Raw genomic sequence first — 13153 nt, forward strand, 5'->3', positions numbered from 1 at the left:
CATATCAAAGCCGGAAATTTTCGCCTAAATAAACTTCCCTGACGCGACTATCGCTGACAATATCTTCGGATTTGCCACTCGCGAGTACAGCGCCTTCACTGATAATATAGGCACGATCGCATATCCCCAGTGTTTCTCGCACATTATGATCTGTAATCAGCACACCAATCCCACGCATTTTCAAAAAACCGATAACTTTCTGGATATCCAGAACCGAGATAGGGTCTACACCGGCAAATGGCTCATCCAGCAGAATAAAGCGTGGGCGAGATGCCAGTGCTCGCGCAATTTCAACTCGCCGCCGTTCTCCGCCCGAAAGACTAATAGCCGGACTTTCACGTAAATGCCCAATATGAAAATCATGTAGCAGCGAATCCAGTTGTTGCATGATTTCATCTTCAGACAGTTCTTGCAGCTCGAGTACTGCAAGGATATTTTCCTCGACGGTTAGGCGTCGAAAAATGGAGGCATCTTGCGGTAAATAGCTTAAACCCAGGCGCGCACGCTTGTGAATTGGCAGCTGACCAAGATTGTGTCCATCCAGAAAAATTTCCCCTCCATTTAATGGAACTAAGCCCACGACCATATAAAAACAGGTGGTCTTCCCAGCACCATTTGGCCCTAGTAAGCCAACAACTTCACCGCTATCAACAGAAAACGACACATCCAGCACGACTTTACGTGATTTGTAATGCTTCTGGAGATGTTGTGCCCGTAGTTCGCTCATGTGTCAATCTGTTCTGGGTATTTATAATGGTTAATTCGGGTTACTTATCCGTTTCCTCGACTGGATTCGTAGCAGGCTGTTTGGTTTTTGGCTGAATAATGGCGCGTACACGACTATCCGGCTGCTTGTCATTTTTTTGTTCCACCAAGCTATTTACCTGAAAAAAATCACGTTTGATATCATACGCAATATAGTCTCCCGCTACTTCATCCCCGCCACGCTTCAGTCTGGCATTACCAAAGAGCTCTATCTTGTCGGTCCTGTCGTCGTATTCGACTCGCTTACCCCATGCTTCGACATATTCATCAACGCCATCGCGCTTTTCTCTAAAACTTGCCAAATTGCCATAAGCAGTTGCATAACGGTAGCCTGTGCTATTCTCTTTCATAATAATTTTATCTGCTTGTATTCTGAGCGTACCCTGAGTCAGCAGTACATTGCCGCTAAACGTACTGGTGCGAAACTCACCTTTGCGTTTGTAATCTTCTACGGTGGCACGATCGGCCTCCAGATGGATAGGTTTATCTCGATCAGCGCGCTCCGCGAGGGATGAGGCCGGAAAAAAATAGTATAAACAGAGTAATAAAGTAAAAAGTCGTTTCATTATTATCAACTTTCTGGCATGAGGTGTATCTTGTTAAATCTGGCGGAGTAGCATATTAACCGCAGTGACTGACAATGATAATTAGTGTTCATCCTGTTGATCGTTAGCAACGACTCGAGCTTGCAATTGAATTTCGCCAGTTTGATTGTTAAGTGTCATTCCTACTGAATTCACCAGACTGTTCATTCGAGAAACAGTAACGGCATGATCAGTTTTTGCTATATCTTCATCGGGGATAATATGTAAAAAGTCGGTTTCCATACGGATTTTATCTTTATCGGTATCTTCTCCCCTGAGAATAAGAACATTTCCGCTAAGAAAAATATCGTCACCACCCATAAGTAGCTTTGCTTGATCTGCAGCGACTCTTAGTAACGGTTTGTCGGGTTCAGTACTGGAAAATTGTATCTGCTCCAGCAACGCGCTATCTTCCTGCGGGTAATGTGTCATTCGGGTCGCCATAAAGCGACGGAGTGCGATGGCATGGTGATTGGTCTGAGTGCCCTCAAGATGTTCAATGACATAATCTATGCTACTTCGCGTAGTAGAGGCATCTCGTTGCCCCTGTTTCTGAAAAAAACCTTCCAGTAACATCGTTAGCAGCACTAAAACGGCTAGCCATATTATTGGCCGCAAAATATAGGTGTAGCGCATGCTTAGTAATGATGGCGAAATGAAATATCTAATAATCCCGGGGTTTAATTTTGGTGATGGTGGGCTATCATGAAATCTTGTCAGCATGATTCCGGCAACTTGTCGCTCACACCGTTTGTTATTTTACTCGATTGTGCGATTTTTCAGTAATTCTCATGTTGAGCAGTTGAGCATAATCGGGAAATTGGGGGGGGGCAGTGGGCGAGCATGACAAATTTTAAAAAAATGTATGTTCTTCGCCAGGTTTTACAATTAGCCAGAGAATAAGCCAATATGTAATTGATCAAGCAACAAACCGGATCATTTCGACCAGAAAAATAAGACTCATTGTATTTTCTCTGATCGAAATGATTCGTTAGTGGTCTCTTTGCTTCTCAGTTATGAAGTACAGGGTTGAGTCGCTTTATTTTGTGCGCGATTGATGGCTTGCACTAACTAAGCTGTCACTTCTGAAAGTGCGTCTCTGGCTGTCGCGCGTCGACGGCTGACCGCTGCTATATCCAGTTGGTTTGTTTCTGTCGTAACTGGTAGCGTTACCGTTACGAGTATCGCTACTGTTTGACCAAACTCTTCTGCCTTTATGATCGCCATTAGAAGGAATCTTTCTGGAGTTTCCGTCAGTGCGAGCGGTTCTTGGCTTGAAGCGCGGCTCCATACCGGGGATGACATGCGAAGCGATGACATTTCCAGTAAATCGCTCAATTTTCTTCAGATTGACGGTATCTTTGTCAGAAGCAAAAGAAACTGCGATTCCTGATGCGCCCGCGCGACCCGTGCGTCCGATACGGTGCACATAATCTTCAGCAAATTTGGGTAAGTCGAAGTTGATTACATGTGTGATATCGGTCACATTGATACCGCGTGCGGCGACATCAGTGGCAACCAGAATTTTAAGATGCCCCTGGCGCAAGCCAGTCAGGGTGCGAGTACGTTCACGCTGGGTCATGTCGCCATGCATCGCGGCCGCTTTGTGACCCTGTGCAGCCAGATTATCTGCAAGGGAATCTGCATCTCTTTTGGTCGCGGTAAAAATAATTGCTTGCTTGATTGAAATATCCCGCAACAGATGATCCAGCAATTTATTTTTATGCGAGAGGTTATCTACATAATGGAGTCGCTGCTCGATATTATCGAGCTTGGCGCGTTGTGAGGCAATTTGAATGCGTTTGGGTGTTTTTAACAAACGTGCGGCAATCTTATCGATGGCGCTGTCCAGTGTTGCCGAGAAAAGCATGGTTTGACGTTCAGCCGGTGTGGCCGAAGCAATTAACTCGACATCTTGAATAAAACCCATATCCAGCATACGGTCTGCTTCGTCCAGTACGAGCATTTCCATGCGCGAGAAATCAATTCGACCGCGCTGGATATGATCGATAAGACGACCTGGCGTTGCAACCAGAATATCGACGGGCTGCGAAAGTAGCTTGTTTTGCAGCGGGTATGGCATACCACCAAGAATACTGACTACCTTGACGCGTGGTAGGAACTTGCCATATTTGCTGGCAGCCTCCGAAATTTGCAAAGCCAGTTCACGCGTTGGTGTCAAAACCAGCACACGCGGACCACGGCTACGTACCGTTGCGGGGGAGGCTAAACGATGTAATGCTGGCAACATGAATGCGGCAGTTTTGCCCGTTCCTGTCTGTGCGCTGGCCATCACATCATGGCCTGCAATCAATTCCGGAATGGCTTGTTGCTGGATAGGGGTTGGTGTGGTGTAACCAGCTTCCAGAATTGCTTTGAGTATATCAGGGTGTAGATTTAAATTTTCAAAAGACACGTTACTTGTCCTAATTAAGAAACGCGCGAGCAGAAATGAAAAAACGCCTTAAATAAGGCATCCGGCAAGTACCGCTGGCGCAGGTCAATAAACATCGCTGCTAACCGGGGTACTGCGAAATTTCCAGAAGAAAGAAGAAATCCAGGGAAGGTCAGGAACGATGAAGCTAAAAAACATTGTTACACAGTGCAACAACAGGTGGATTATACAGAAATCGAGTACGTTGTCGAGCGATTAGTAGGGTAGTCTCTCTGCTTTTCTATATTCGTCTGGCTCAGGGAAATGCATAATCATTGAGCGAATATTGAGTTGGCAACCTATTAAGACGGTTGCGGTGGAACTTTAATCCATTTTTCTCGGCATTCTTTAACGTAGGGGAAATAACCTTCTGGATTTCGACAATAGTGCCAGTAATTATTCTTTTGTATCGGCGCCGCTGGTCGTGAAGAATTGCTTTGTCTTTGTTGCACGTAAACTGGTCTACTAACCGGAGTAACCACTAATGGTGATACTAATGCTGGGGTAGTAATCACTGTTGCTGTTGAAAAATTACCTGGGGAGTAGTGGCCACCAAAATGACGATAGGGACCAAAGGTTGTGTAGCTGTTATAGAAGCCAATTCCGGTATTTGTTAATGGAAAACTAAAGCCGTAATTGCCGAAACCTCCGATAGAGGCAAATCCTAACCCCAGGCCCAACCCTAAGCCAAGTTGATTGTGATGATGTCCGTGATGACGGTGATCCCAGTTATGGTGACCATGATTGGAATTATGGTGATTTATAACATTTCGATCTGTATGAATATCATTTTGGATGTGGATATTCTGAACGGCAGGATCATTTTGAATTTTAGTATTTTCTTGGTTAAAGGGTGATGTTTCGCCAGATTCATTTTCCGCATTTGCCAAATTATCCTGCGCTTCCAGTCCAGATTCAGAGTTTTTATTTTCTTCGGCGTTGGGGCTGGAATCGATGTCGTTCTGAGTGCTGGTATGTAGAGCAGAAATTTCTTCATCTGACTCAAACTCTTCTTCTTGTGCTGTTTCGGGTATTTGATCAAAATCATGATCTGTAGTGAAATCGCTTTGCTGATCAAACTCATTAGTTTGATTAAACTCTTCTGCCTGATCTAGCTGGTCAAACGATTCGAAGTTTTCTTGTTGACTAAAGTCATCACTTTGATTGAGCTCATCCTGATCAAAATCATTCTCATCATTGCTGCCTTGGTCATAAGAATTATCTGGGGCATAATCATTTTCTAAGCCATTGCTTCCATCGAATTCGCTTTCCTCAAATCCACCTTCCTCCAACCCGCCCTCGTCAAATTCACCTATATCGGGTCCATCCTCATTTCTTTCAGCTGCAACTGAATTTATAGAAAACAACCCACACAGGGCGATAGCCACACAAGCAAATTTGAGATTTTTCATAAAATCCTCTATTAATATCGAGCGTGATTTCTTATATATTATTGATTTGTATTGATATTAGTATTAATCATCCAGCATGGCGATAATCAATGAAAAATTATCAATAATTTTCACATGCAAGCATTTTATGGAATGAATCCTGAATGGATGCTTAACGAGTGTATCTCACGATGAATTTATTCCTTCCCTGAGATTATTGTAGCCGTGGGGGTGTTGGAGATTCTTATGGTAATACCCTGGTTTAAACAATTAACGGGTTATACAAGACTGAGGTTATTCGATATTGCGGCCTCTGGCATATCGACGATGCTGAGTTTGCAACTTTGGAATGGATAAATTGGTTCAATAATCACCGGTTGTCGGAGCCGATTGGAAATATTTCGTCGACAAAGTTTGAAATGGCATATTACCGTTAACCAAGAGAGCCAGCCAATACGGTTTGATTCAAGGCAAATAGTTTTCCGGGCAATTTGGTTTGTTAAACCACGTAGGGAAGGGATATGAACTTCAGAAGTGGTCCTGTTGGTGATTTCCAGTGAATTTCGTTATTTTCTACACTGCTGATCTGAACCACGGCCAATACATCGCAGCCGCCTGTGGGTGAAGGGGCGGTGTTGATGATCATACCGCTTGCCTGTTCTTCCGTACCCTGAATAAATAACGGATCACCTGCTTTGGCAATATCAGAACAGGCTATATGCGCTCGATACATACGTCGTTTAAGTTTGCCCAGATATTGAGTTCGCGCAACAATTTCCTGCCCGGGATAACAACCTTTCTTGAAACTGACACCACCAATCTTGTCAAGATTGATCATCTGGGGAATAAACTCTTCTTGTGTTTCTGCCTGAATGGTGGGAATACCTTCGCAGATCTCTTGCCACTGCCAACAGTGCATTCCAGCAGGTTTTATTTTGTGCCTTAACTTCCCCCAGGTTTTGTTGGCTTGTGTCGGCGTGGTGATGATTTCAATACGGTGTTTACTATGGCAGATTATCTGTCCTTCCTTTGTATGAAAGACGGATAACGGTTCCAATCTGGGTGGAGCCGTTGTCAAACAATGATCAAGCGATGTTGAGGTGTTTTTGCCCATGATGCCGATGCGTATCTGATTATCGGTTTCGTCATGCAAAGTTACCTTTGCGCGCAATATAAACATGCCAAGGCGTTTAATCATGGATTGCACCAGGCCGGCTGGCAGTTGCAGCCAGTAATCAGCGCTTTCCTCCTTTCTCCAAATCAGAAAATTACTTAATAATCGTCCTTTTGGGGTGCAATAACCTCCATAAGTAGCAGTATGCGAATTCAGCATACTGATGTCGCAACTTAACTGTCCCTGCAAAAAGCTTTGAGCATCCTCTCCTGAAATACGAATCAGCCCAAGATGAGAGAGATCAATCAGCACAGATGAAATCTGCGCTTGCTGCAATTCTGCAGTGGGGTCGCCAAAATGGCTGACCTGATTTGAATCGATCTGGGCGTTGTCTTTCGTCAGGAAATCAAGCCAATCAGTATTCATGCGCAATTAACCAGGATTGATTTGATAGTTGCACGGATAACCAGGGGTTGCACTTGTTATTGTGCCCGGATTGCTTCAAGATTTTGTTTGGCTTCTTCATTGCCTTGCTTTGCCGCTTTTTTGAACCACTCTATGGCCAGATCTTTATCTTGGGGTAGCCCGCCTTCGCCAGTGAGATAAATGACCCCCAGATTATTCTGGGCATCGACATTTCCTTGTTCGGCAGAACGGATGAACCATTCTACTGCCGTTGCCGTACTCTGAGTGACGCCTTCGCCATTAAGCAGGAGTAGACCAAGGTTAAATTGTGCATCGGCATGCCCTTGCTCGGCCGCACGGAGAAACCATCCTGCAGCCGCTACAGGGTCAGACTCCATAATTTTCCCCGTAGCGTCACGCGAGACCGCTTCACCCAGATAGAACATTGTACCCAGCCCATTCTGGGCATCTGGGTCGCCCGCTTCTGCATCCATGCGCAATTTTTTGAAGCGTTCTTCTGGTGTCATGCCATCATCCAGCGTTGGCATGATTTGTTTCTTCAACGTTTCCTGCTCTTCGACAGACAATCCCTGTTTTAAAAAGGAAGGTAGTTCACCAAGTGGAGTGACTTCATTGAGCATCGACTGCGGTACCTTCTTTGATGCATCAGGAGTACTCGCATTCTCCGAATTTTCACAAGCAGTCAGTATTAGTACGATGATGATGGATAGGGATGGTATGAGGTATTGCATGTTGTTGGCTCCTTTCGGGGTGAGAGAAGGGTTCAGTTTATTGAAATATTAACCAGTCAGTTGCGGTAAAAGATAGATTATTGCCTGGCGCCAGCATCGTGCAGAATTTTAATGACATCGCGATGATTGTACCTCTGGGCCAGAAATAGCGCGGTTGCATCATTACTGGCTTTAACATTAGGATCGGCTCCCGCAGCAAGCAGGGTTCGGGTAACGTTCTGGTATCCGTTCTGCGCCGCCAGCATCAAGGCAGTTGCCCCATTACCGGCTGATTGGTTGACGTTGGCACCAGCCCGGAGCAAATCCTGCACCCCATTCTGAAAATTTAATTGTGCTGCGTACATGAGTGCGGTGATTCCCTCCTGGGTTCCGACGTTGATGTCGGCGCCAGCCTGAATCAGCAGACGTAGAATTTCTATCCGATGATACTGTGCAGCGATCATCAGGGCGGTTGTTCCATCGACAGTGACCGCATCTTTGTTTGCTCCTTTCGCTAACAGTACACGTAGCGCAGCAATCCTGTCATCACGCGCTGCCAGATGTAAAAGAGGGCGGTTCTCCTCATCCTGAGCATTGATATTGGCATTATTATTTAACAGGAATTCAACGACTTTATCTTGTCCATGCAGAGTGGCCTGGATGAGTGCCTGGTTTAGAGTGGGCTGAAGAAAGGAGTGTGATTCTGTTAACAAAGATCGCATGCGGGATAGTTGTCCGCGGCTTGCCGCATCGATCAGTTCATTTTCGGCAGAGTTAGTTACTTGATCGGCCAAGGTAGTGACTGGCAGCAATAATAGGATGAAACCAAGAAAATAAACCCGAAGCCGTTGTCTGGTGGTTAACTTTATAGGCATGGTCAGATTGAATGGCTGGTTAATGTTCAATAATAGAAAACAGGCGTTGATATTCCTTGATTGCGTAGCGATCTGTCATGCCTGCAATATAATCAGCAATTACCTGGTGGCCATGTTGCTCGAATTTCTGTTGATATTTTTCTGGCATGAGAGCAGGTTCTGCGGAAAAAGCCGAAAATAGTTTTTTAATGGTATGCCGTGCTTTATTACTCATGCGCATCACTTGATAATGTTTATAAAGATTTTTGTGTAAAAAACGTTTCAAGTCACGTTGCTGACGCCTGATGTTGTCGCTGTGGCCAATCAGGGTGGGTAACCTGCGAACCTGATCAGGATTCTCTGGTTTTGCAAGTTCAATATTGGTTTTGCTTTGCGCAGTCAGATCGGAAGCCAGTGTGTTAATCATGCCGCGAATTGTCTCATGGATCAGACGCCGTTCATTGAGATTGGGGTATCGTTTTTGCACGGTACGTAAATGCTCGGCAAAAATATCTACTTCTGCAAGCTGTTTCAAACTGATGAGTCCTGACCGCAGGCCATCATCAATATCGTGGTTATTATAAGCAATTTCATCGGTCAGATTCGCCAGCTGCGCTTCCAGAGAGGGGCTGCAGCTATTTACAAAACGATCACCCAGTTCACCCAATGCCAGTACTTTGGATTGGGGTACTTTCTTCAATATTCCCTCACGGGTTTCATAACAGAGATTCAGTCCATCGAATTGAGCGTAACGCTCTTCAAGTACGTCAACTATTCGTAATGACTGCAGATTATGCTCAAACCCACCATGATCAAGCATGCATTCATTTAGCGCGTCCTGACCTGCATGGCCAAAAGGTGTATGCCCCAGATCATGTGCAAGCGAAATCGCTTCTATCAGATCTTCATTGAGCGATAAATTGCGTGCAATTGATCGGCCGATCTGAGCAACTTCCAGGCTATGAGTAAGTCGTGTGCGAAACAGGTCTCCTTCATGATTGACAAAAACCTGGGTTTTATACTCGAGTCGTCTGAATGCTTTGGAGTGAATGATTCTGTCCCGGTCGCGCTGAAATTCGCTGCGTCCGAGAGGAGGAGATTCCAAAATCTGCCGCCCGCGCGAATTGCGATCGGATACGGCATAGCAAGCGAGCTCAGCTGAAGTCATGAGCAACCTGGAACGGATGAAGCAATATTGAGCCGGAGAGTAAATTTCATAAGGCTATTTTACTTGATATGCATTTTGTTGACGAATCATGTGATTTTAGGGAAACTGCAACACAGCGGTATGAAAATCGTTTTTTAGGTTGTAACCTTCAGATTTTTCCAGAATCTACCTTTTGCAAATATTCTGACCCGCTTCAGCGAGGAATATTCAAGGGATGATTCTCAGTGGGGAGAAAAAGTTATGTCAACAATTTATTTTGCAACTAACCGTAATCCTGACGTGGTACAGGCACCAACTGGTTTTGGTGCGGGTTTTTCAGACTCTGGGCTGGGTGATCTGAGATTTGGGCAGGCCGAGATCAAGAAAGGCAAACTGGATGCCAAATCGATCCAGGTATTGCCGGATAATCCTAAAGAGGGATCGGAAGCTTTGTTCGGCCAGTTGCGTAAAAACATGAAAGTAGAGTGCACGGAGACGCTGGTATATATTCATGGCTTCAATGTTTCGTTTAAAGAAGCTGTTGAAGCTGGTGCCAGAATGGGTGATCGTTATCTCAAGATTTCAGGTAACCATTATCAGCCCAAAATTTTTGTATTTTCCTGGCCTTCAGATGGGAAAATTACCAGTTATAAGAATGATCGCCATGATGCCGAAGCTACCGGTTATGCCTTTGCCCGTGGCTTGATGAAACTCTCGCAATTTTTGCAGGATGCGCCAAAGAAAGAGGCCTGCCAGCAAAAAATTAATCTTATCGCTCACAGCATGGGCAACTATGTGTTGCGGCATGCCTTGCAGCAAGCAAAAAAAATTACCAATGGCGAGTCTTTGTCACGTATTTTCGACAACATTGTGCTTGCAGCCGCTGATGAAGATAATGACACGTTTGAGTTCGATCATAAACTGGCGCAGTTACCCGAGCTTGCGCAACGCATTACCGTTTATTTCAACAAAGGAGACATGGCGCTCAAGGTGAGCGACTACACCAAGGGCAATCCCGATCGCCTTGGGCACGATGGTCCACGCAAACCGCATGAGATACCTGCCAAGATAGTGTTGGTTGATACGAGTGGGGTGGTAACAGGCGTCAGCGAGCACTCCTACTATGTGGATGACAGCAAGGTCGCCAAGGATATCGTGGCCGTCCTGCAGGGTCAGAGCTCAGAAAACATTGCTTCACGGCAATATGTGCAGCATGCCAATAAATTTAAAATCGTGTGAGTTTGCCTGATTGGCACAGCGGTATGTTTGCCAACTGAGGATTTTAAAAAAATAGTCTAATTATTTGCTGGATGACATGATCGTAAATTTCATTTACTACGTTTGAGATGGAATGTGCAAAGATCGTCCGTGATTATTAAATCGCTTCCATTTGCTGTTTGAGTTGGGTGGTCAATTGAAATGTTTTCTGGTGGTAACAATTTCAGGATATTTCCTATGAAGAATGATGCTCGTAGAGGATTGCTCAAGAATGGATTACTAGTTGGGCTTGGCGGTTTTATTGGCATGACATTCAAGCGGCTGGCTGTAGCGAACTCAACTTTTAAGGTAACACCTGCAGAAGTAGAGGGGCCGTTTTATCCAGTCAGGCTGCCGCGTGATCAGGATTACGATCTGACCCATATAGCCGGGCGTGCAGGTGTCGCGCAAGGGGATCACATTTTGATCGCCGGGCGGGTGTTAGATGTGGCAGGGCAGCCAATAGAAGGAGCAAGAGTTGAAATCTGGCAGGCGAATGCGGCAGGGCGTTACCTGCATCCGAAAGATTCCAATCCAGCAAAGATTGATTTGGATTTTCAAGGTTTTGCTGCGGTATCAACGGATACCTTGGGCACATTTGTGTTCAAAACGGTTCTTCCCGGTGCTTATCCAGCGTCGTCATCGTGGGTGCGGCCACCTCATATTCATTTCAAGATTACTCACAAGCGCCACGCTACCTTGATTACGCAGATGTATTTCCCAGATCATCCTCTCAATACGGATGATCTATTATTGAGGGTAAAGAGTCCCGGAGAGCAGGCATTGATGACTGCTCACAAAACGGTTTTATCGGGTGCGCCCACAAAATACGAACACACTATCGTGCTTGAAAATAGAGAGTGACTTCCAATTTTAATGACGAAACTGAGGATCATGACAACAACAAAACATATTAAATTACTTATTTTAGGTTCAGGTCCAGCAGGCTATACGGCGGCAATTTATGCTGCGCGTGCCAATCTCAAGCCGGTGATAATTACTGGCCTGGCGCAAGGAGGGCAGTTGATGACAACAACTGATGTCGATAACTGGCCAGCTGATGTGATGGGTGTGCAGGGGCCGGAGCTGATGGAGCGTTTTCAGAAGCACGCCGAGCGTTTTCAGTCTGAAATTGTGTTTGATCATATCCATACTGCGCACTTACAGGAGAAACCGATTCGCCTGATTGGCGATCAGGCAGTATACACCTGTGACGCTTTGATCATTGCAACAGGCGCTTCTGCGAAGTATCTGGGTTTGCCTTCAGAAGAAACATTCATGGGCAGAGGAGTTTCTGCCTGTGCTACCTGTGATGGTTTTTTTTATAAGGGGCAGGATGTAGCGGTTATTGGCGGTGGCAATACCGCCGTGGAAGAAGCGTTGTATCTTTCCAATATCGCACGTAAGGTAACGCTGGTACATCGACGCGATAAATTCCGTTCGGAAAAGATCATGATCGACAAATTGATGGAAAAAGTCGATAGCGGCAAGATCGAGCTGGCGCTCAATCACGTGCTGGCAGAAATTTTAGGGGATGACAGCGGCGTCACCGGTGTCCGGCTGCAGCATACACAGACGAATTCTGAACGGGAACTTGCTTTGCAGGGCGTGTTCATCGCGATTGGGCATCATCCCAATACCGATATTTTCCAGGGGCAGCTGGAAATGGAAAGTGGTTATGTTGTTACCTTTGGCGGAAGAGAGGGTAACCTGACTGCAACCAGCATCCCCGGAGTATTTGCCGCCGGAGACGTGCAGGACCATATCTACCGTCAGGCGGTAACCAGTGCCGGAAGTGGTTGTATGGCGGCGCTGGATGCGGAAAAATATCTGGAGGGATTGGTTTGAGACCTGCCTTGATTTTACTGTCTGGTTCTGAGAAACGTGGATGATGACGAACCATCTCTGGAAAATAAGAAAAAAGACGATGCTCAGATAGAGCAAACCCTTTTTCGTGAGGCCATGCACGATGTCAAGCCGTTAAGGAAAAAGGAAAAAATTGACCGGATAACACCCGCTACTCTGCATTCAGTAATTAAAAAACGCAGGAGCAGGGCGGTTGGTATGGTTGCTATACCGGATATTTTTTCCGATCATCTAACAGTAGAAACAGCAGAAAAGGATGATGGATCATTCATCCGGCCTGGTTTGCAGCGGCAGACGTTACGCAAGCTGCGTCGCGGTGACTGGCCTGTTCAGGCTCAACTGGATTTGCATGGGTTGACGCGCGAAGCAGCTCGTCGCACCCTGGCTGTTTTTCTGATGGACAGCGTTCAACAAGGTTGTCGTTGTGTACGTGTTATTCATGGAAAGGGGCTCAGTTCCACGGACAAAGAACCCGTACTAAAAAAACTGACTGGTAACTGGCTTACGCAACATGAGTCAGTGCTCGCCTTTTGCCAGGCGAGACTGGAAAATGGTGGAAGCGGCGCACTGGAAGTGCTGCTGAAGAAACATTAACTGAGGGTGTC

General features: G+C 45.7%; 14 protein-coding genes. 5 read left to right on the forward strand and 9 right to left on the reverse strand.

Annotated features, from left to right (window positions below; all coding sequences use genetic code 11):
• Window positions 1-4: 4 nt before the first annotated feature.
• From lptB to IPG31_02380, 5 genes are all read right to left on the reverse strand, one after another.
• The gene (lptB, locus tag IPG31_02360; protein ID MBK6617236.1) at window positions 5-727 is read right to left on the reverse strand and encodes an LPS export ABC transporter ATP-binding protein; all 723 of its coding nucleotides are present in this window, start codon (window positions 725-727) and stop codon (window positions 5-7) included.
• Between the two features lie 40 nt (window positions 728-767).
• Entirely contained in the window at window positions 768-1331 is a 564-nt protein-coding gene (gene lptA / locus IPG31_02365; GenBank protein MBK6617237.1) for a lipopolysaccharide transport periplasmic protein LptA, read from the reverse strand.
• A gap of 81 nt (window positions 1332-1412) precedes the next feature.
• Window positions 1413-1985 (reverse strand): LPS export ABC transporter periplasmic protein LptC, encoded by a 573-nt coding sequence (lptC, locus tag IPG31_02370; GenBank protein ID MBK6617238.1) that lies wholly within the window; start codon window positions 1983-1985, stop codon window positions 1413-1415.
• A gap of 403 nt (window positions 1986-2388) precedes the next feature.
• Window positions 2389-3765 (reverse strand): DEAD/DEAH box helicase, encoded by a 1377-nt coding sequence (locus IPG31_02375; GenBank protein MBK6617239.1) that lies wholly within the window; start codon window positions 3763-3765, stop codon window positions 2389-2391.
• A 320-nt stretch (window positions 3766-4085) separates the two neighbouring features.
• Entirely contained in the window at window positions 4086-5195 is a 1110-nt protein-coding gene (locus IPG31_02380) for a hypothetical protein (GenBank protein MBK6617240.1), read from the reverse strand.
• Between the two features lie 248 nt (window positions 5196-5443).
• Between IPG31_02380 and IPG31_02385 the strand changes: the two genes are divergently transcribed.
• Window positions 5444-5611: an IS3 family transposase gene (locus IPG31_02385; protein ID MBK6617241.1), complete on the forward strand. Its 168-nt coding sequence runs from the start codon at window positions 5444-5446 to the stop codon at window positions 5609-5611.
• Window positions 5612-5673: 62 nt separating this feature from the next.
• Here the strand turns inward: IPG31_02385 and IPG31_02390 are convergent, their stop codons facing one another.
• From IPG31_02390 to IPG31_02405, 4 genes are all read right to left on the reverse strand, one after another.
• Window positions 5674-6714 (reverse strand): folate-binding protein YgfZ, encoded by a 1041-nt coding sequence (locus tag IPG31_02390; protein MBK6617242.1) that lies wholly within the window; start codon window positions 6712-6714, stop codon window positions 5674-5676.
• Window positions 6715-6770: 56 nt separating this feature from the next.
• Window positions 6771-7445: a sel1 repeat family protein gene (locus IPG31_02395; GenBank protein ID MBK6617243.1), complete on the reverse strand. Its 675-nt coding sequence runs from the start codon at window positions 7443-7445 to the stop codon at window positions 6771-6773.
• A gap of 77 nt (window positions 7446-7522) precedes the next feature.
• Window positions 7523-8299 (reverse strand): ankyrin repeat domain-containing protein, encoded by a 777-nt coding sequence (locus IPG31_02400; GenBank protein MBK6617244.1) that lies wholly within the window; start codon window positions 8297-8299, stop codon window positions 7523-7525.
• A gap of 19 nt (window positions 8300-8318) precedes the next feature.
• A complete protein-coding gene (locus IPG31_02405) occupies window positions 8319-9446 on the reverse strand; it encodes a deoxyguanosinetriphosphate triphosphohydrolase (GenBank protein ID MBK6617245.1) in 1128 nt (375 codons plus the stop codon).
• A gap of 240 nt (window positions 9447-9686) precedes the next feature.
• On the opposite strand from IPG31_02405, the gene IPG31_02410 reads away from it, so the two are divergent.
• The 4 genes from IPG31_02410 to IPG31_02425 all read left to right on the forward strand — a co-directional run bounded on the left by IPG31_02410 (window position 9687) and on the right by IPG31_02425 (window position 13142).
• Entirely contained in the window at window positions 9687-10664 is a 978-nt protein-coding gene (locus IPG31_02410; protein MBK6617246.1) for an alpha/beta hydrolase, read from the forward strand.
• 216 nt (window positions 10665-10880) lie between these two features.
• A complete protein-coding gene (locus IPG31_02415) occupies window positions 10881-11546 on the forward strand; it encodes a protocatechuate 3,4-dioxygenase (protein MBK6617247.1) in 666 nt (221 codons plus the stop codon).
• Window positions 11547-11576: 30 nt separating this feature from the next.
• On the forward strand, window positions 11577-12530 hold the full coding sequence (trxB, locus tag IPG31_02420) for a thioredoxin-disulfide reductase (protein MBK6617248.1): 954 nt from the start codon (window positions 11577-11579) through the stop codon (window positions 12528-12530).
• A 114-nt stretch (window positions 12531-12644) separates the two neighbouring features.
• Window positions 12645-13142, forward strand: coding sequence for a Smr/MutS family protein (locus IPG31_02425; GenBank protein MBK6617249.1), 498 nt, complete (start codon window positions 12645-12647; stop codon window positions 13140-13142).
• The last annotated feature ends 11 nt before the right edge of the window (window positions 13143-13153 follow it).

Source organism: Nitrosomonas sp. (assembly GCA_016703745.1).
In the GTDB taxonomy this organism is placed as follows: domain Bacteria; phylum Pseudomonadota; class Gammaproteobacteria; order Burkholderiales; family Nitrosomonadaceae; genus Nitrosomonas.

Bases quoted from the DNA above. Each gene is read 5' to 3' on its own strand.
- trxB (MBK6617248.1), top strand. From the start codon at position 11,577: ATGACAACAACAAAACATATTAAATTACTTATTTTAGGTTCAGGTCCA.
- IPG31_02405 (MBK6617245.1), bottom strand. From the start codon at position 9,446: ATGACTTCAGCTGAGCTCGCTTGCTATGCCGTATCCGATCGCAATTCG.
- IPG31_02410 (MBK6617246.1), top strand. From the start codon at position 9,687: ATGTCAACAATTTATTTTGCAACTAACCGTAATCCTGACGTGGTACAG.
- IPG31_02380 (MBK6617240.1), bottom strand. From the start codon at position 5,195: ATGAAAAATCTCAAATTTGCTTGTGTGGCTATCGCCCTGTGTGGGTTG.
- lptB (MBK6617236.1), bottom strand. From the start codon at position 727: ATGAGCGAACTACGGGCACAACATCTCCAGAAGCATTACAAATCACGT.
- IPG31_02400 (MBK6617244.1), bottom strand. From the start codon at position 8,299: ATGCCTATAAAGTTAACCACCAGACAACGGCTTCGGGTTTATTTTCTT.
- IPG31_02395 (MBK6617243.1), bottom strand. From the start codon at position 7,445: ATGCAATACCTCATACCATCCCTATCCATCATCATCGTACTAATACTG.
- IPG31_02415 (MBK6617247.1), top strand. From the start codon at position 10,881: ATGAAGAATGATGCTCGTAGAGGATTGCTCAAGAATGGATTACTAGTT.
- IPG31_02390 (MBK6617242.1), bottom strand. From the start codon at position 6,714: ATGAATACTGATTGGCTTGATTTCCTGACGAAAGACAACGCCCAGATC.
- lptA (MBK6617237.1), bottom strand. From the start codon at position 1,331: ATGAAACGACTTTTTACTTTATTACTCTGTTTATACTATTTTTTTCCG.
- IPG31_02425 (MBK6617249.1), top strand. From the start codon at position 12,645: ATGCACGATGTCAAGCCGTTAAGGAAAAAGGAAAAAATTGACCGGATA.
- lptC (MBK6617238.1), bottom strand. From the start codon at position 1,985: ATGCGCTACACCTATATTTTGCGGCCAATAATATGGCTAGCCGTTTTA.